The sequence below is a fragment of the Methylomonas sp. MgM2 genome, from assembly GCF_054172045.1.
In genome coordinates this window covers 244,820-262,121 of record NZ_JBSYXO010000001.1, presented here as the reverse complement: position 1 = coordinate 262,121, position 17,302 = coordinate 244,820, and the positions used below count along the sequence as shown (strand labels likewise).

Genomic DNA, 17,302 nt, shown 5'->3' with positions numbered 1-17,302 from the left:
GGATGGCGTTTTCTCAGGGCGGCTTCCGGCATTTCTATTGGCTCGCCATTCAGCGGCTTGTTTAAAGCGGTGGGGTTTGTCTGCCGCTGACGACGAGTTACAACTCAAAGCGCGGCTTTGCCCCATGCGTTCGGAAAAGTGTTGACCGTTACAATGTATTCAATTAGTCGCGTCGATTTTGGATACATAATCCTGGCAAATTTTCTCCGAATCTTCTTGGCTTAAGGGTTCTCGTATCAAGCGGCAATAAAAGCCATCTTGCACTCCGGAGAAGCTTTGACAGTTTTTACACGTGCCAAAAGCCTGAGATGCATTCGCTTTTTGCAACTCAATGAGGGTTTTCCGGAAGAAGTCCTTAGGCGTCACATTACTCATTGTTTCCTTTTTCCATAAGGAATTAATGCTCTTGAACAAGTTTACCGGCCTTGCGCGTTTTAAAAATTCGATTCCCTTGGGTAGTAAACGTAGGTGCACAAGGCGCCTATCTTCAGGGTCTGCAACCTTTTCGACCAACCCTTTCTTTTCCAGGACGATCAACGATTGTGACGCCGGGCCCCGGGTAATTCCCAAATAGCTAGCCGTGGCGCCCGGCGTATTGTTGTAATCATTGGCACGAAACAAGTAGTTCAGAATCTGAAGATGGATGGGTTGCAACCCGAGTTCCACACACTTTTTCCTCTCCTCGGCCCGGATTAACGCGGCCAAATTGTCAAACAAATCATAAAGTTCCAAGTCTGGTTCGATTAGATTTTTCATCAGTTCCCTAGATAAAGTTGACAAAGTAGATACTGTTTTATAATATCGAATCGAAATTATTTCATAGCACTCGGCCTGGAGTCAACTCTAACTCTTCAATAATCAATATCGGATTTGAACGTTTTTTGGATCCGGTTAATTTGAGGCAAGGAGTTGACTCTTTTTTTTGAATGGATTTTATTCAAGGACTTGTTAAAAACCGGCGCTCTGAATAGTATGAAACAGCAGACTTAGCTGTTATGTCGGAAATTTAGTGTCTAACTTTCTGATTACGCCGCCCATTTCAACGGTTCATATCGGTCAACATAAGGATAAATCGACTCGATTCTTGTTGCAAAGCGGCCTTTATGCCGCCGCATCCATAATGACCGCTAACAATGATATGTTTATTTTTCAGTTTGCGGCACGCGTAGGCAATTGAAATCGGTGAAGATGAATTGGTTGGCGATATTGCGGTGAACAAAAATTTCTCAGGGCTTGGCATTAATAAGCGTATATGCCGGTACTTCCCTATTTGAACGGCCAATCCAAAGCAATTCCGGATGTTATTCTTTCGCCGGAGCCGAAAAGAAACCTGGGTTTCTGTTAATCAAGTCCTGAGACCCGGGCCTTGTGATGTAGAAGCAACTTTTCGGCTTTGTTCGTCAGAATCGGTCTGCGTTAACCGGGACAGCCTTCCATTTGATAAATGAAATAGCCCTGTTTTGTGATTTGATCGACCAGATAATCAGGCGATTCTTCGAAGTGGCAAAACCGGCATTCCCGGCTGGTGACTACCGCATCGTGTTCTCCAACCGATGTTAGCCATTCTTTGGCAAACTGAATGGCTTTTTCGATATCGTTTTCCGGCAGGAACACATCAAAATGCATGGTGTGAGAATCATGCGCCTGAACGTAGGTATCAAAAACATATATTTTCATGGCAGGCCTCTTTTATTTAATTGAGCCAAATAACGCTGGATAGAAAGCGCTTCATTTCTCTATCGCGCAATCGGTTCCGGTTGAAGGTGATGACGGGGTGTGTGCCCGGCATCACCAAAAACGTCCGCAAATCGCCTTGGGGGCAACGACTTGCGCGCAGCGGACCGATTGCTTGCACGGGGCATGCGGCTGGTGCTTTAAAATACTCTAGCCCTTACCGGGTAGCATGCCTACAGTTCCAGGCTTAATGCGTTTGCATGCAACCACAACGTCCTCTTGATGACATTTCTGTTTGTCGTCACTATCCGGGCAAACGCTACATTCCGTATTTCCGTTTTCTTTTACCGAATCGAGATGCCAACCATATCCTTGGGTTTGACAAAACCGCTTGCCATAGCGTTGTAGTGTCGAATCCTTGCTCGCCACGTCTTTTGCGACAGATTCGATATTGCACTGGGCAGTGGGCAATGTGTTAGCCATGATGTCCCGATAAATATATTCGGTTGCATTTGCGGAAAGATTGACGGCAAAAACCAACCACAATCCGCTTATTAGTGACTTATACATAATCTAGTCCTCGTATTCTTTAACGACGCGAATATTCATTTGCTGCTGCTCTTCGGCAAGTTGTTGTTTGATAGGCTCAAACTTTTCGTTTTCATTCAGTTTGACTGCGATAATCACGCCTACCAAAGCGATTGCTCCAATGGCGAGATAAAGTACAAAATGATCTTTTTCGGGTGCAGTTTGTTCAGTCATGATTAATCCTTTATGGTTTTAAATCGGACAGGTCGGCGCCGAAATTAATGTGAAATACTTGATCGTCAACGACGAGTGCGGGTACGGAGCTAACGCCGATCGATTCGGCTTCGCGAATGCGGCTTGCATCTTCACCCAAATGAACGATTTCTAATGAATATTTACTGTTATCAATGGTGTTAAGAATCATTTGTTCGGCTCCCAAACACACGGGGCAGCCGGCATGATAAAAGGTCGCTCTCGACATAAGATTACCTCCGGTTTATTAAGTAGCGAATCGCTATAATAAAACAAAATCGATGCCTGTCAAAATATATTCGAATCGCTATTAATAAAATCGCTATAACGGTTAGCCTTTTTCATTTGATTCGATTGCAAATCGATGAGCTTAAAGCGCTTGTCAAAATCGTCTCGCTATAGCGCTATTGGTTATAATGCCGAGCGAAGGAGATGAATAATAAAAATGGAAGACGTACTGGCAGCCGTCACGCGGCATTGATTTTAGGCGGGGAGACCAATAATGGCTGATGATAAACACAATATTTTGATTGTCGGCGGCGGCGCGGCGGGTTTGGAATTGGCGACGAATTTGGGCAAGAAATTAGGCAAACCCGGTTTGGCCGAGGTGACCTTGATGGATGCGGGCTCTACACATATTTGGAAGCCTTTGTTGCATGAAGTCGCGGCCGGTACCATGACGGAGTCGGAAGAAATCGAATATCTGGCGCAAGCGCATGACAAACATTTTCGCTTTCTGCGCGGCAGAATGGTCGGCCTGAACCGCGCCGGCAAGGAAGTCGTCGTCGCGCCTATCGTCAATAAACAAGGCATAGAACTGGTTCCGCGCCGCGCTTTTAAATACGATACCTTGGTGATGGCCGTCGGCAGCATCAGCAATACCTTCGGCATAAAAGGGGTGGACGAACACTGCATGTTCATCGATACCACAAAGCAGGCCTACCGTTTCCAAAAGCACTTGGTAGAGACCTACTACTTAAAATGTTACGCCAATCAAAGCCGTCCGGGCGAAAAACCGCTTTCGATCGTGATAGTCGGCGCCGGCGCCACGGGGGTCGAACTGTCCGCGGAACTGCGCCATGTCACCAAGTTGTTGGCAACCTATGGCTTGGAAGGCTCCATTAATGTCGACATCACTATCATAGAAGCCTCTAATCAACTACTCCCCGCTTTGCCGCCGCGTCTGTCCAAGGCGACCCAAGAGCAGTTGCTCAAGCTCGGCATTAATTTGAAACTGGGCCGGCGCGTCGTCGAAGTCACCGAAACCGCGGTTCATACTCACGACGGCGAGATATTCGACGCCGACCTTAAAGTCTGGGCGGCCGGCATCAAGGCGCCCGATTGGATGAAAAATCTGGACGGCTTGGAGACCAACCACATCAATCAATTGGTGGTCGATCAAACCCTAAAAACCGGTGACGATCACATTTTCGCGATCGGCGATTGCGCTGCTTGCGCCTGGGTAGGGCATACCGGCAACGTGCCGCCGCGCGCGCAGGCCGCGCATCAACAAGCCTCGACGCTGGCAAAGACGATCGTCAACCGCCTGAAAGACAAACCGGCGGTGCCGTTCGTTTATCATGACTACGGGTCGCTGGTCTCGCTGGGCAAATTCAGCACGGTCGGCAGCTTGATGGGCAGTTTGATGGGCACCGTCAGCGTCGGCGGTTTTATCGCCTACGTCGTGTATTTGTCCTTGTACAAAATGCACCAAGTGGCCGTCCACGGTTACTTCCGTACGGTGATGCAAACGCTGTCCAATTTGTTCCGGCGCAGTACGCACGCCAAAATCAAAATGCACTAATCATTAACCCCAGCGAGTAATTTGAATGTTTGAAATCGAATACGAATTCCGAGAGAAAGATCTAGTTCACTTCAACGAACTAAGATTGGCCAATGACCCGGTCATGCAAAAAAAAATCCGGCAGAACCGGATGCTCGTACCCGGCGTTATGCTGGTATTCGGTCTATTCTATTATGTCTACTACACGGATATGATGACCACTGCCTACATCACTCTGCTAGCCATCGGCTGGGGCATTGCTTCCCCGTTCATCATGAAAATAGACATGCGCCGGCAGTTTTTCAACCAATACACCGAGGCCGAAAAAAAAGCCATGTTCGGCATACACCGTTTGGTGATAGAGCCGGAAAGTCTTTATGAAAAATCGCCGGGCGGCAAGCACCGTACGCTGTGGAGCGAGATGCTCAGGGTCGAAAAACATAAAGATTACGTCTACATTTATGTTGATATCGATGCCGCCGTGGTCATTCCGCGGGAAACCGTCAACAAAGGCGACTTGAAGGCTTTCGTGAAGCAAGCGGAAAGCATGATAGAGCGCTTAGGGTAAAACGCCGTCGCGGCGTTGAATATATAAGCGGCACGCATCGATACAATCCGCCTTGGTCTTATAAGGTCCGCTAATTTTATCCATGGTGTAAAACCACCAGCCTTGTTCGTTAACAAAATAACGATCTTGCGGTTTGAATAATGGATTTTTTGGTTGTCCGGGTTTCGTACTCATTTGCTTAAGTTAAAAAGAGAAGATTACTTATAGATAAAAAGATACTTAGTACTACTTTAGCAGCATTGACTACCAAACATTTTGAGGACTTAATACCCATACTTTAATTAGGAGATGTCTCATGAAATACCATCAGCTGTTCGTTTCCGCGCTATTGGCGTTAACTTTACTCAGCGGCTGCGGGCCCCGTGCCTATTACGATTCCGTGGAAGATGAAGATTTGGTGGAAGTCAGCTATTCGGCAATCGATCAGTTATTGCTTAGCTTAAAACAACCTCTACCCAAGGGCAGTCTGCTGGTGATTAACTCATTGGTTAACGTCGACGACTTGGGTCAAACGCTGCCATTTGGCCGTATCGTTTCCGATCAATTAACTTCGGCGCTGAGCCGTGCCGGTTATAGGGTAATAGGAATGGAACTGCCGACCGAAATTTTTGCGAAAAATGACGCCGGCATATTAGAACTTCCGGAGGCCACCAAACAAGCCTTAAACGACGTCCATGCCGCTGCTTTTGTTTATGGAACCTACGCTGCCGGCCGCAAAACCGTCTACGTATCACTGCGAGTAGTGGACATTTCCACCCAAAACGTGATTTCGTCTGTCGATTACGCGACCCCAATGGGGCCGGATGCTAAACGCTTTGCAACTATTCCGGCAACAAAAGAATAAACGTAGGTTAATTGGCGGCAGTCTGCTGTTATTTTCGCTGTCGCCCAATCCTTTGTTTCCGAAACGATGTTTTCCATGGGTTAAACCGATCGCCCAAACCTTCTCCGCATATCGATAAGCATTGCACCGATTAAAGGCCGGCGAAGCTTTCAAACCGGTAAACACTTAGCTCTACCGCTGTGTCCGCCGAACTAGAGTGTCTTTTGCATCGACGATGCTCAGTTTAATCAAGCCGCGTGCAACCGAAGCGCTAGTGTTTCCGATAGCGCACGCAAGGGGGAACCAAAGGCGAAATGCTGTTGCCATAAAGCATGGCCTATCGATAGGTACAAAATGCGTGTATCGCATTCGAATTGACGCCATGCGAGGTAGCGCCGCTCTGTCGAATGTTCGTGATGCGCTACAGTAGCGACCGAGTTATATTAAGGCAATAGCAGTCATGAAATTCTCTATTTTTTTTGGCATTCTTTTTAGTCTGATCGGCATTGCGGTTCAAGCTCAAGATACAAAACCGCTGGCTCCCGGTTATTCCGCACTTCCCTTCGAACAAACCAAGCCCGGCAGCTATGCCTTGCCGCCTATCGGTCCGGCCGCGGACGGCGAAATATTGACCAGCGACAACCGGCCCAAACGCCTCCACGATTTGATGGGCGACAAAGTGGTCTTGCTGAGTTTCATCTATGCGGCTTGCAACGATGTCAACGGTTGCCCGTTGGCGACGCAAGTGCTGCATAAGATAGCCCGGCGCCTGCAGACGCAACCCGAATTGGCCGACAAGCTGCGCCTATTGACGCTGAGTTTCAATCCGGAGAACGACACGCCGGAGATGATGAAGCACTACGGAGCCGGCTTTAAGACCGGTGCGTTCGACTGGCAATTTTTGACCACGGCCAACGAAGAAAAACTACAGCCGATATTGGACGCCTACCAGCAAAACATCCAGAAAATCTACGACGACCAAGGCCGCTTTACCGGCACTTTTTCGCATCTGTTGCGCGTGTATTTGATCGACACCGACAAACGCATACGCAACATCTACAGCGTCGATTTTCTGCATGCCGACACTGTGATCAACGACGTCAAGACCTTGCTGGCGGGCGGTGCGGAGCAAGCCGCGCCGCAACCGGTAACGGCGGACAGTTTGTATCGGGCTGGCGACAATAAGCAAAATTATCAACACGCCGAATATCAAACCCAATCTTTGGCGCTGGCGCAACGCCAGGGTAAGCCGGCCAAGCTGATCGAGTTCGCCAACAAGCCGCCCTTAGGTTTGCCGAAATTGCCGGTTCCGGCCGACAACTCCCTGACGCCGGCCAAAATCGCGCTGGGCCGCAAGCTGTTTTACGACCGCCGCCTGTCGTTGAACAATACCTTCTCATGCGCGATTTGCCATGTGCCGGAGCAAGGCTTCGCCAACAACGAAATGGCTACCGCAGTCGGCATCGAAGGCCGCAGCGTCAGGCGCAACGCCCCTTCGCTGTATAACGTCGGCTACGCCCAGCTTTTGTTCCACGACGCGCGTGAAAACACCCTGGAGCAACAAGTTTGGGCGCCGTTATTGGCCCATAACGAAATGGCCAACCCGTCCATAGGCAACGTCATCGACAAATTGAAAAACAGCCAGGATTACGACGGCTTGTTCGAAAAAGCCTTCGACAAAGGCCCGACCATGGAAACCGTCGGCCAGGCGCTAGCCAGTTACCAGCGCACGCTGAATTCGGCCGATTCGCCGTTCGATCGTTGGTATTACGGCAAGCAAAGCCGGGCCTTGAACGACGATGCCAAACGCGGCTTCGAATTGTTCACCGGCAAGGCCGCTTGTAGCAATTGCCACTCGATAGGCGATAAATCGGCTTTGTTCACCGACCAGAAACTGCATAACACCGGCATAGGATATGCGGATGCGATGCAAAAAACGCCGGAAAAACGGCAGGTGACGGTAGCGCCGGGCGTGGTGTTGAATGTCGACAGCGAGAACTTGCGAGGCCTGAACATCGACAAACCGAACGATCTGGGCTATTACGAAATCACCCAAAACCCGGCCGACCGTTGGGCCTACAAGACGCCGTCGCTGCGCAACGTCGCGTTGAGCGCGCCCTATATGCATAACGGTTCCCTGGCCGGCCTGGCGGACGTCGTGCGTTTTTATAACCAGGGCGGCGTCGCCAACGAAAACCTGTCGCCGCTGATCAAACCGCTGGCGCTATCGGAAACCGAGATAGCCCAATTGGTGGCGTTTTTGCAGGCGCTGACCGGCAGCAATGTCGAGACCTTGGTTTCGGACGCATTCGCCGCGCCGGTGGGCGAGATGCGTTGACACTATCCGCGTCGCACGAGCATCAAAAAACCGCCGCGGTTTTGCCTTAATCTTGTATGCTACGCGACCAATCTTTAGATAGTCGCAAATCATGACGCAATACCAACTCTTCGCCACCACGCCGAGGGCGATGGAAGGCATTCTAGCCGCCGAAATTGAAGCGCTCGGCGGCCAAAACGTACAGCAAAAATTGGCCGGCGTGGCCTTTCAGGGCGACTTGGCCCTGGCTTATCGCGCCTGTCTGTGGTCGCGCACCGCCAACCGGGTGTTTTTGCCGTTGAGCAGCTTCGAAGTCAAATCCCAGCAGGATTTGTACGACGGCGTCAAACGCATCAACTGGTTCGAACACATGCCGCCCGACGCCAGTCTGGCGGTATCCTTCAGCGCCAAAAACAGCCCAGCCATCAACAACACCCATTTCGGCGCGCAAAAGGTCAAGGACGCCATCGTCGACCAGATGCGGGCCAAGTTCAACAAACGCCCGAGCGTCGATACCGAACGGCCCAGCCTGCGCATCAACGTCTATCTGCATAACGAAACGGCACAACTGAGCCTGGACTTGTCGGGTGAGAGTCTGCACAAACGCGGCTACCGCGACGTCGGCATCGCCGCGCCGATCAAGGAAAACCTGGCCGCGGCGATCTTGCTGCGGGCCGGCTGGCCCAAGATCGCCGAGCAAGGCGGTTCTTTGCTGGATCCGATGTGCGGCTCCGGCACCATGCTGCTGGAAGGCGCGATGATTGCCGCCGATTACGCGCCGGGCTTGCTGCGCGACTATTTCGGCTTTCTGGGCTGGAAGAAACACGACGCGGCCTTATGGCAAAGCTTGCTGGACGAAGCCGAACAGCGCCGCGAAGCCGGCCTTGCAAAATTGCCGGCCATCGTCGGCTTCGACCAGGACAGGCGCACCGTGGCGGCGGCCTTGCAGCACGTCGGGAACGCCGGCTTAACCGGCAAAATCCATATCGAAAAGCGCGACATAGACGACGCATCCGCCGCCGAAAGCTGGCCCAAGGGCTTGATCGCCTGCAACCCGCCCTACGGCGAACGCTTGGGCGACGAAGAACAAACCGCCGCGCTGTACCGCCGCTTCGGCGAGATTTTGAAACGGCGCTTCGCCGGCTGGCAGGCGGCAATGATCATCAGCAATCCGGAACTCGGGTTTAGGTTGGGCATACGCTCGCAAAAGCCCATCACCCTGTTCAACGGCGCGCTGGAGTGCAAATTGCTGCGCTTCAATATCGACGAAAAAGCCTTTTTCGAACCCAAGGCCAAGTCGCAGCAGGAAAGGGTCGAGCAAATCAGCCGCAAGGCCCAGGCGGCCGAGCAGATCGATCCGCAGGCCGAGATGTTCGGCAACCGCTTGCGCAAGAACCTGAAAAAACTTTCAAAATGGGCCAAGCAAAGCGGCGTGCATTGCTATCGGCTGTACGACGCCGATTTGCCGGAATATGCGGTGGCGGTGGACGTTTACCAGGGAGAAAAGCTTTGGGTCAACGTGCAGGAATACGAGTCGCCCAAAACCATAGACCCGGCCAAGGCCAACCAACGCCTGGCCGGCGTCATGGCCGAGATCCCGAAAATCTTGCAAATTCCGGCCGATCAAGTGTTTTTGAAAATCCGCCGCAAGCAAAAGAGCACGGATCAATACGAAAAACTAGGCGAGCAGGGCCATTTTCATGTGGTCGACGAAGGCGGCTGCAAATTTTGGGTCAATTTCGAGGATTATCTGGACACGGGGCTTTTCCTGGATCACCGCCCGATCCGCTTGACGTTACAACAGCAGGCCAAAGGCAAGCGCTTCTTGAACCTGTTCGCCTATACCGGCAGCGCCACGGTGCATGCGGTCATAGGCGGCGCGATTGCCAGCGTCACGGTCGACATGTCAAATACCTATCTGGACTGGGCCAAACGTAATTTCGACTTGAACGGCATCCGCGGCGACCACCAGTTGGTGCGGGCCAATTGCGTCCAATGGCTGGCCGAGCAGGCCGCCGCCAAGCAAAAGCCGCAGTTCGACTTGATATTTCTGGACCCGCCGACTTTTTCCAATTCCAAGAAAATGGACGAAGCCTTCGACGTGCAAAACGACCACGTGCAATTGCTGAAAAACGCAACCGCTTTGTTGGCGCCGGATGGCGTATTGTATTTCTCGACCAACTTCCGCCGTTTCAAGATGGACACAGACGCGTTGCAGCATTTGAACATCGAAGACATCAGCGCCGCGACCATCCCCGAGGACTTCGCCCGCGACCCGAAAATTCATTACTGTTGGAGGATCACCCGATGAAGGAATGCTTGCACATCATCGTCAAAGGCAAGGTACAAGGCGTGTATTTCAGAGCCTACACGCAAAAACAGGCGGTCAAGCATAACTTGAACGGTTTTGTCAGAAACCTGCCGAACGGCGACGTGGAAATCGTCGCCGAGGGCGACAGGAACGATTTGCAGGCCTTGGTGACTTGGTGTTACAGGGGGCCGCTGCTGGCCCGGGTACGACAGGTCATCGCCAATCCGCATCAGACCGGCGAGATTTTCGAGGGGTTTGAGATTAGGTAGCGCTTGATTCGTCGCTGATCCCAAAAAACGCGATAGGCCTTGGTTCGGAAAATAACCGAAGATTATCGTGCTTCCCCGTAGTTATTGCCGGTGCTTGTATACATTACTACGTGTGTGGTGCTGCCGGTCTCTATGCCCGATTTACCGGTGGTAACTCGATTTTACCTGTTGTAGAGTCATATGCGGCCGAGTGATGATATACGGAAAGAAGAAGTCTATGCGATTTAACGGTTTATTGTGGTGACGCAGGTTTCATGGTAGATATACAGAACTATTTAATTCTTTGATGGCTCCGCTCCGCGGAGCCATCGGGTCAGATAAGGAGCGCGAGCGTGACCAAACGAAATGCAGGATCAAACGTAACGCCATCAATCAGATCAAGCAGTCGCTTAGGCGCTCCTTATCTGACCCGTTAAGCATAAAAAATGATCAGCAAAGAAGCATATTTAGCGCAAACTGAGCACGCTATGAAATCTCTTTTCGAATCGCTCAATGAGTATCGAGAAGTAATAAACCTATCCGTGCCACCAATCTACGTTGATGATGCAGGTAGCTTTTCTGAGATTAACGAAAAATATACGAAGTGGCGCTTTAATCATGAAATTGCCGAAGCACATGAGCTTGCAACTTACGCATACGAAGAACATCAAGCCCATGCGTTTTCACAAGCTGTTATCTCAGGCTCCATATTACAAATTGCTTCAAAAGCAATAGACCTTTATGGGGCAAACAACGTTCTAAGTACCGAAGCAAGTACATTATTGAATGGACTTAAAGACAAACTAATTTCGTCAGTTACAAAGTATGCTAGTGGCCGCCTGATCAGAAATGTGCCTCTAGGGTTAGTAATTTATGCTGGCCGAAATCAATACAACCATATTGAGGCGGGCGATGATCTACATGAGGTCAATGCTAGAGTATTTAAAGCATTGTCTGAAAATCATGGTTATGGTGACGTCATTGATCCTGCATTTGATCTTAAAAACGGTCAAATTGATAGCTATTCATCAAATATTGTTGCGCTAATAGACTGGAATAGATACGACGAATACTATGCCGATATTCAAGAAATATTAGATCAAAATGCTTAACAAGCGCATAAACACGGACGGCAAAAAGCTGCGCGGCTCGTTCCTCGCTGCGCAACTTTTTGCCGCCGGTTATGCTTGGCGTTGGGCGTCTTGAGAATGTCTCTATAAATGCCCAGTGTAGTCAAATAATCTTGCAAATAAAATCAAGGAATTTTATGGTCGAATTATTAATAAAGCTATGCGAAAAACTAATTGAGCTAATCCAATACCGTGAAACAGTAAAGAAATCTATATTTGAAAGTCATATAGATCCAATTTACCAGTCCATAAAACAGATCGTTAGCGATTATAGGCAGGTATTAGATGATGCTGAAGCAATGTTGCAACTATCACCCGAGAGACTATCTGATGTTACAAAATTACTTTCTGATCGTCGTAAAGTACTTTTGCAGGCACGCGAGGAGTTAGCTGCCTATTCCAATGCCCTATCAACCGTTTCAGAAGAGACAGAGGTGGCTAAGTTTGCCTCAATTTGTGCGAATGTGATAAACGTCGTGGTCGACAAGCCCACATATCCATACCCACAGAAATCTATTTTATCGAGCCTACATAACGCTCTTTCAATCCTTGAAAAGAATCCTCCTTCATCAGATAGAATAAAGTTTGCGCTTTTTGAAGTTAAGAAATACCGCAAAAAAGTCGATATGAATTGGAATGCAGTAGTCAGTGATTACCATGAGTTAAAAATCAAATGTTTTCCAATCTAGCAATTGATGGTGTATCCCTTTTTCACCGCCCAACCCAACGCTCAACCGTGACGCTCGCTATCGCTCGCGCCGGTTAGCTCCGCGTTAGCATTCAACGGTAATGAAGACATTTGCGCTTATTTTCTCGATAACACTAAACTTCATTCTCGGTGGGTTGCTGCTTTATGTTGTTCTCCAAGGTTGCGCCGAAGTCGCCAATGGGAAAATCGGCGTGTTGTCCCGGGACATCAAGGTTGGAATATTTGGTTCAAACAAGCCGCTGTTTACTCTTCCCAAAGGCTTGGTAGTTCGAGACGCGTCGGCAACAGGCGCGGGTTGGTTTGAGGCAAACCGGTTCAGAATCGTTGTCACATCAGACAACCCAGAGCTTGTGGACTATAGCTTGAAGGTTGAACCACTTTCCGATCAACACACTGAACAATATTCAGCAGAGGTCGCGAAATGAGTGCTAACCCGTAAGGCGGATTCGCCAGCAGGCAATCCGCCATAGTTGAATATCTGTGGCGTTTTGCTATCGCGAAAACGCCCTACGACCTGTTCTTTTGAGTTAGTTTGGCGATAGGCATACGGTTGGTGCGGGCGCTAGATTCGATGCCGTTTGCCTAACGGCACAAAAGGCCGAGTCGGCGTGACGGCATGATTATCGCTATCTACAAATGCCGGCGGCGTTTTGACAAGCCAGCCATTGCCGCGCAGCCGCCGAGCATCATCCACAGCGCGGACGGAATCGGCACCGCAGCCAGCGCGAAAGCGTTGCCCTGAATTTTCTCAAAGCCGTTCAACGCGAATACGTCGTTGAAAATCCCGATATCGAACAAGGGCAGCGATTGGCGGTTCGTATACGCCGGATTACTAGGCCTGTCGTAGCCGCCGCTGGCGACTCCGAAATCGTAATTGGCGCTGATGTAAAAATCCAGCATGTCCACGCCGAATATCGCATCGAAAACCAATTTTGAATCGTTGGACAACGTGGCGTCGACCCAGTAGGTAGGCGTGACTTCGACGATGTCGGACAATAAAGTGATGGCTGGCAAATCGCTCAATAGGCCCGAATATGATTGGGTTTGACCGATACCCTGCAAATCGACCCAGTCGGAAAAAATCAAATCCACCATCAAATTCGACTGCAATGAAAAGTCTTGCTGCAGCCCCATTTGCAGGCCGGCGGTCACATCGATCAATTCGTAGCCCATCTCGAAATCCACGAGTCCCCAGTCAAAACCCACGCCCGTGCCTAATGCAGGATTGCCGGCCAATATCAGCTGATCCACGTCCATCTCGGCCGTCAACAGTGTACCGGTATCCGAGCCCTGTAATAATGCACCGCCGTTGACCGCGCCAACCGCGTTGACGCTCCAATCCGGTCCCACGCTGATGGTTGTAGCCCCCAAACTGTACTCCAGCCCTTGGTCGATACCCAAAACCCGGAAAACTCCCGAATTATTGCGGTTGAATGACGCAATTTCCGGCGTGTAATCGATATTGACCAGAGTTTTATAGGGGGCATTCGTGGTGTTATTGTCCGTATATCCTTTGTTACCCATGCGGTAATCGTGGTCAGCCAGTATGCTGGGCTGAACCACATCGAAACGGGCGTAGGCGCCGGCATAATAATCCAGAACGCCGTCTATCCAGGCGGAAGCATTGGGGCTTTGGGTGTTGAAGCTCGAAGAACTCAACAGACTGGCGTTGCCTAGCAGGTTAAACGGTTGCCCTTTGACAATCGTGTCCGGAGCCGAAAAGCCCGCGCTGTAGCTGACTGTGGCGTTAACCGAGCCGCCGTCGACCTTTGCGCCGACGTTGATGCCCGTGCGTAAATCGGTTGAAAACAAAAAATAAGGATCGACGCTATAACCGCTCCGGGAAAATTGGCTGGGGTTAACCGTCAAACTTTTCGATCCGGTATCGATACCTATGAATTTGTTGTAATTGAACAAAAACGCGTCGCCTTCACTCCAGATGCTTTGCGGCGTCGTTGTGGAAAAATTTAACGTTCCTGAGCTGAACTCCACGGCCTGAACGTTGCCGGCAAACGAGCCAGTTGCGATTACCAGACCCGGCAAAGCCAGTATGCGGAACGAATCGCGCAACAGCAGGGAAACCGACGCCTGAGGGATAGCGATGTTCATAGTCCTCTCCAAAAATCAAGCAATTAAGCGGCTAAAGAGTTTCGGGTGCGTCACAGAGATAGCATTAGTCGGTGGCAGGGTCAAGCATATTCCGAACGAATTTTATTGTTTGGAGCTACCAAATCAACTAAGCGGCTAGACTATATCCCCAATCTTGCTTCGCTTTTATCGACGCAACATCGATCCGGAAGATGTCGAATCGATGGATAATAAACCGTAGATCGAAGAGCAAATGAAATACCTTCAACTATTCCTTGCCCGCCTCATTAGACCCGACTTGTGATTGAACACCCATTCCGATAGAACTGTAGCTTAGTTTGAATGTTTGCTGATGGTGCTTCGCCGACCTTTCGGCGAATCCAATATTTTGTACCGTAAAAGCAAATTCGGAGTACATTTTACCTAATCTTATTGCAGTTATTTAAGCCTTATATTGGATATCGATATGACATGGTTTAACACAAACGGCTTTATACCGCACGGCCATTGCTACTTGTGGACACCAGAGTTGCTGTGGACTCTGGTGATCGCCGAAGCCGTTATCACGTTGGCCTATTTTTCGATTCCGTTCGCGCTGCTGTGGTTTGTCAGAAAACGTAAAGATCTTCAATTCAACTGGATATTCTATTTATTCTCACTGTTTATCTTCACTTGCGGCGTCACGCATTTGTTGGGGATATGGACAATCTGGTTTCCGGATTTTTGGCTCGATGCGCTGGCAAAAGCCGTTACTGCAATCGTCTCTCTGATCGCCGCAATCATGCTGTGGCCGCTGATTCCGAAAGCCTTACGGCTGCCCAGTACCAAACAATTGGAAGAGCTTGTCAGCCATTTGGAGAATGAAGTCCATCAACGGAAATTAGCCGAAGCCGAATTAACCAGATTGAAATCGGAAAGCGACCAACGCTTTCGGATTCTGTTCGAATCTTCTCCCGACGCGTTGATTTTTGCGACTACCGACGGCGATTTCCTCGACGGCAATCCGTCGGCTGTGGAAATGTTCGAATGCCTAAATGCGGCGGAATTTCAAACTTTGAACCCGGGACTCGTTTCGCCGGAATATCAATTGGACGGGTGGCGTTCGGACGAAAAAGCAAAACATATGATTCGGATGGCCGTCGAAAACGGCTCGCACTTTTTCGAATGGGAACTGAAAAAAAAGGACGGCACGACCTTTCCGGCGGATGTTTTGTTGACCAGTTTGCCGATCGGCGAAGAAGCCGTTATTTTGGCTAATGTCAGAGACATTACCAAACCCAAGCAAGTTAAACAGGCACTATTGGAAGCCAAACAGATTGCCGAAAACTCGACCCGCCTGAAATCGGAATTTTTGGCCAATATGAGCCATGAAATCCGCACGCCCATGAATGCCATCGTCGGTATTTCGGAATTGGTACTCAATCAGGAAATATCGCCCAAAGTCCGTTTCTATCTGGAGAAGCTGCAGAACGCCTCCAAGAGTCTGATTAGTATCATCAACGATATTTTGGACTTCTCCAAAATCGAATCGGAGTCGATGACGGTCGAAAAGCGGAGGTTCAACCTCGACGAGATTTTAGATAACCTCAGCAACCTGTTTGTCCATTCGGCACTCAATAAGGGCTTAACGTTGAACATCGATGTTTCGCCCGACGTTCCGCGTCAGCTATTGGGCGATGGCTTACGCATTCAGCAGATCTTGAGCAATCTCTTGAGCAATGCCATCAAATTCACGGAAAAAGGAACGGTTGGGTTGAGGGTTAACCGGACCGAAGAGACCGATGCCGATGTCGTTCTGGAATTTGTCGTGGCGGATACCGGCATAGGCATGTCGCAGGAGGACAGGGCGAAGCTGTTTCAGCCTTTCGGCCAGGCGAATACCTCGATTACGCGCCGCTTCGGCGGTACCGGATTAGGGCTGGCAATCAGCAAGCGCCTGTTAAAGTTGATGGCAAGCGATTTTGAGGTCGTTAGTAGTCCGGGAGAGGGTAGCCGGTTTTCCTTTAGCCTAGCTTTCGATAAATGCTCAAACTTAGAAACGGACGATTGCGCTGCCGAACCAGCGGTGAAAGAAGCGGTAGCGCCGAATCCATCCTTGTGCGCCTCCGGAAAAAATTTATGCGGAGTCAGCGCCTTGGTAGTGGAAGATAACGAAACCAACCAGCTCATCATCAAAGATATGTTGGAGCTTTTCGGTATCAACGTGACAATGGCCGGCAACGGCAAAGACGCATTGGCATTATTGGATAGGAGTCAATTCGATGTCGTATTGATGGATATCCACATGCCGGTCATGAACGGCATCGAAGCCGCGCAACGGATCAGGCAGCAATCTCGGTTCTATCATCTTCCGATTATCGCGCTTACCGCCGATGCGACGCTTAAAGAGCAAGAAAACTATCGTGCCAACGGCTTTAACGGTCTTATCATCAAGCCCTTCCGTTCGGAATTCTTGGGCGCTACGCTGAGTCGCGTCTTGAACGCTCAGTCGATTAATAGGACTTTAGGCGATCAGCGATTGACCTTTCCGGCTAAATGACGGTCTAGCAAGTGTTGGCGGAACGAGTCAAAGTAAGGGAGTAATCCGAAGGCTTGAAGCGGTTTGAATTCGGCATTTGCCCCGTTCTTTGAACAGACAACCAACTTGACCGGGCGCCGAACTCTCGATCAAACCCGTAAGGCGGATTTGCCAGCAGGCAATCCGCCATAGCGTTTGAATATCTGTGGCGTTTTGCTACCGCGAAAACGCCCTACGACTTGTTGTTTTGAGTTAGCAAGTAGCCTAGATGGAACGGAGTGGAATCCGGGCTTAAATGAATCCCTTATTCCGCGTTGCTTCATACCGGCTACGAAAAGACCGGTAAAACTGGA

Annotated in this window: 18 protein-coding genes; 10 read left to right on the top strand and 8 right to left on the bottom strand. The window is 50.0% G+C overall.

The features are described from left to right. Window positions 1-159: 159 nt before the first annotated feature. The 6 genes from ACW73I_RS01215 to ACW73I_RS01190 form a co-directional block, all read right to left on the bottom strand. Window positions 160-756, bottom strand: a complete 597-nt coding sequence (locus ACW73I_RS01215) for a MarR family winged helix-turn-helix transcriptional regulator (RefSeq protein ID WP_458027368.1) — start codon at window positions 754-756, stop codon at window positions 160-162. 283 nt (window positions 757-1,039) lie between these two features. Continuing rightward, window positions 1,040-1,240: a carbonic anhydrase gene (locus ACW73I_RS01210; protein WP_458027367.1), complete on the bottom strand. Its 201-nt coding sequence runs from the start codon at window positions 1,238-1,240 to the stop codon at window positions 1,040-1,042. A gap of 176 nt (window positions 1,241-1,416) precedes the next feature. Further along, window positions 1,417-1,677: a DUF2024 family protein gene (locus tag ACW73I_RS01205; protein ID WP_458027366.1), complete on the bottom strand. Its 261-nt coding sequence runs from the start codon at window positions 1,675-1,677 to the stop codon at window positions 1,417-1,419. 207 nt (window positions 1,678-1,884) lie between these two features. Further along, the gene (locus ACW73I_RS01200) at window positions 1,885-2,244 is read right to left on the bottom strand and encodes a hypothetical protein (protein WP_458027365.1); all 360 of its coding nucleotides are present in this window, start codon (window positions 2,242-2,244) and stop codon (window positions 1,885-1,887) included. A gap of 3 nt (window positions 2,245-2,247) precedes the next feature. Next, window positions 2,248-2,436, bottom strand: a complete 189-nt coding sequence (locus ACW73I_RS01195) for a hypothetical protein (RefSeq protein WP_458027364.1) — start codon at window positions 2,434-2,436, stop codon at window positions 2,248-2,250. Window positions 2,437-2,446: 10 nt separating this feature from the next. Beyond that, the gene (locus ACW73I_RS01190; protein ID WP_458027363.1) at window positions 2,447-2,683 is read right to left on the bottom strand and encodes a thioredoxin family protein; all 237 of its coding nucleotides are present in this window, start codon (window positions 2,681-2,683) and stop codon (window positions 2,447-2,449) included. Window positions 2,684-2,956: 273 nt separating this feature from the next. On the opposite strand from ACW73I_RS01190, the gene ACW73I_RS01185 reads away from it, so the two are divergent. Beyond that, window positions 2,957-4,258, top strand: a complete 1,302-nt coding sequence (locus tag ACW73I_RS01185) for an NAD(P)/FAD-dependent oxidoreductase (protein WP_458027362.1) — start codon at window positions 2,957-2,959, stop codon at window positions 4,256-4,258. Window positions 4,259-4,283: 25 nt separating this feature from the next. Then, window positions 4,284-4,805: a YcxB family protein gene (locus ACW73I_RS01180; RefSeq protein ID WP_458027361.1), complete on the top strand. Its 522-nt coding sequence runs from the start codon at window positions 4,284-4,286 to the stop codon at window positions 4,803-4,805. Here ACW73I_RS01180 and ACW73I_RS01175 read toward each other — a convergent pair. Beyond that, window positions 4,797-4,979 (bottom strand): hypothetical protein, encoded by a 183-nt coding sequence (locus ACW73I_RS01175; protein WP_458027360.1) that lies wholly within the window; start codon window positions 4,977-4,979, stop codon window positions 4,797-4,799. The two genes, ACW73I_RS01180 and ACW73I_RS01175, sit on opposite strands and share 9 nt — an antisense overlap. A gap of 121 nt (window positions 4,980-5,100) precedes the next feature. On the opposite strand from ACW73I_RS01175, the gene ACW73I_RS01170 reads away from it, so the two are divergent. The 7 genes from ACW73I_RS01170 (at window position 5,101) to ACW73I_RS01140 (ending at window position 12,768) form a co-directional block, all read left to right on the top strand. Further along, complete coding sequence (locus ACW73I_RS01170) at window positions 5,101-5,649, top strand: FlgO family outer membrane protein (protein WP_458027359.1); 549 nt, start codon at window positions 5,101-5,103, stop codon at window positions 5,647-5,649. 439 nt (window positions 5,650-6,088) lie between these two features. Then, window positions 6,089-7,966, top strand: coding sequence for a cytochrome c peroxidase (locus ACW73I_RS01165; RefSeq protein ID WP_458027358.1), 1,878 nt, complete (start codon window positions 6,089-6,091; stop codon window positions 7,964-7,966). A 91-nt stretch (window positions 7,967-8,057) separates the two neighbouring features. Continuing rightward, on the top strand, window positions 8,058-10,256 hold the full coding sequence (gene rlmKL / locus ACW73I_RS01160; protein WP_458027357.1) for a bifunctional 23S rRNA (guanine(2069)-N(7))-methyltransferase RlmK/23S rRNA (guanine(2445)-N(2))-methyltransferase RlmL: 2,199 nt from the start codon (window positions 8,058-8,060) through the stop codon (window positions 10,254-10,256). Beyond that, window positions 10,253-10,525 carry an acylphosphatase gene (locus ACW73I_RS01155; protein WP_458027356.1) on the top strand — a complete coding sequence of 91 codons (273 nt, stop codon included), beginning with the start codon at window positions 10,253-10,255 and terminating at the stop codon, window positions 10,523-10,525. The genes rlmKL and ACW73I_RS01155 overlap by 4 nt, the downstream gene beginning before the upstream one ends. 425 nt (window positions 10,526-10,950) lie before the next feature. Then, on the top strand, window positions 10,951-11,616 hold the full coding sequence (locus ACW73I_RS01150; RefSeq protein ID WP_458027355.1) for a hypothetical protein: 666 nt from the start codon (window positions 10,951-10,953) through the stop codon (window positions 11,614-11,616). 155 nt (window positions 11,617-11,771) lie between these two features. Further along, on the top strand, window positions 11,772-12,323 hold the full coding sequence (locus ACW73I_RS01145; protein ID WP_458027354.1) for a hypothetical protein: 552 nt from the start codon (window positions 11,772-11,774) through the stop codon (window positions 12,321-12,323). Between the two features lie 100 nt (window positions 12,324-12,423). Continuing rightward, window positions 12,424-12,768: a hypothetical protein gene (locus tag ACW73I_RS01140; RefSeq protein WP_458027353.1), complete on the top strand. Its 345-nt coding sequence runs from the start codon at window positions 12,424-12,426 to the stop codon at window positions 12,766-12,768. A 205-nt stretch (window positions 12,769-12,973) separates the two neighbouring features. On the opposite strand, the gene ACW73I_RS01135 is transcribed toward ACW73I_RS01140, so the two are convergent. Beyond that, window positions 12,974-14,452 (bottom strand): VPLPA-CTERM sorting domain-containing protein, encoded by a 1,479-nt coding sequence (locus ACW73I_RS01135; protein WP_458027352.1) that lies wholly within the window; start codon window positions 14,450-14,452, stop codon window positions 12,974-12,976. Between the two features lie 445 nt (window positions 14,453-14,897). Between ACW73I_RS01135 and ACW73I_RS01130 the strand changes: the two genes are divergently transcribed. After that, complete coding sequence (locus ACW73I_RS01130; protein WP_458027351.1) at window positions 14,898-16,970, top strand: ATP-binding protein; 2,073 nt, start codon at window positions 14,898-14,900, stop codon at window positions 16,968-16,970. Window positions 16,971-17,302: the final 332 nt, after the last annotated feature.

Coding starts and splice junctions, on each gene's coding strand:
- ACW73I_RS01215 (WP_458027368.1), bottom strand. CDS start 756: ATGAAAAATCTAATCGAACCAGACTTGGAACTTTATGATTTGTTTGAC.
- ACW73I_RS01210 (WP_458027367.1), bottom strand. CDS start 1,240: ATGCCAAGCCCTGAGAAATTTTTGTTCACCGCAATATCGCCAACCAAT.
- ACW73I_RS01205 (WP_458027366.1), bottom strand. CDS start 1,677: ATGAAAATATATGTTTTTGATACCTACGTTCAGGCGCATGATTCTCAC.
- ACW73I_RS01200 (WP_458027365.1), bottom strand. CDS start 2,244: ATGTATAAGTCACTAATAAGCGGATTGTGGTTGGTTTTTGCCGTCAAT.
- ACW73I_RS01195 (WP_458027364.1), bottom strand. CDS start 2,436: ATGACTGAACAAACTGCACCCGAAAAAGATCATTTTGTACTTTATCTC.
- ACW73I_RS01190 (WP_458027363.1), bottom strand. CDS start 2,683: ATGTCGAGAGCGACCTTTTATCATGCCGGCTGCCCCGTGTGTTTGGGA.
- ACW73I_RS01185 (WP_458027362.1), top strand. CDS start 2,957: ATGGCTGATGATAAACACAATATTTTGATTGTCGGCGGCGGCGCGGCG.
- ACW73I_RS01180 (WP_458027361.1), top strand. CDS start 4,284: ATGTTTGAAATCGAATACGAATTCCGAGAGAAAGATCTAGTTCACTTC.
- ACW73I_RS01175 (WP_458027360.1), bottom strand. CDS start 4,979: ATGAGTACGAAACCCGGACAACCAAAAAATCCATTATTCAAACCGCAA.
- ACW73I_RS01170 (WP_458027359.1), top strand. CDS start 5,101: ATGAAATACCATCAGCTGTTCGTTTCCGCGCTATTGGCGTTAACTTTA.
- ACW73I_RS01165 (WP_458027358.1), top strand. CDS start 6,089: ATGAAATTCTCTATTTTTTTTGGCATTCTTTTTAGTCTGATCGGCATT.
- rlmKL (WP_458027357.1), top strand. CDS start 8,058: ATGACGCAATACCAACTCTTCGCCACCACGCCGAGGGCGATGGAAGGC.
- ACW73I_RS01155 (WP_458027356.1), top strand. CDS start 10,253: ATGAAGGAATGCTTGCACATCATCGTCAAAGGCAAGGTACAAGGCGTG.
- ACW73I_RS01150 (WP_458027355.1), top strand. CDS start 10,951: ATGATCAGCAAAGAAGCATATTTAGCGCAAACTGAGCACGCTATGAAA.
- ACW73I_RS01145 (WP_458027354.1), top strand. CDS start 11,772: ATGGTCGAATTATTAATAAAGCTATGCGAAAAACTAATTGAGCTAATC.
- ACW73I_RS01140 (WP_458027353.1), top strand. CDS start 12,424: ATGAAGACATTTGCGCTTATTTTCTCGATAACACTAAACTTCATTCTC.
- ACW73I_RS01135 (WP_458027352.1), bottom strand. CDS start 14,452: ATGAACATCGCTATCCCTCAGGCGTCGGTTTCCCTGCTGTTGCGCGAT.
- ACW73I_RS01130 (WP_458027351.1), top strand. CDS start 14,898: ATGACATGGTTTAACACAAACGGCTTTATACCGCACGGCCATTGCTAC.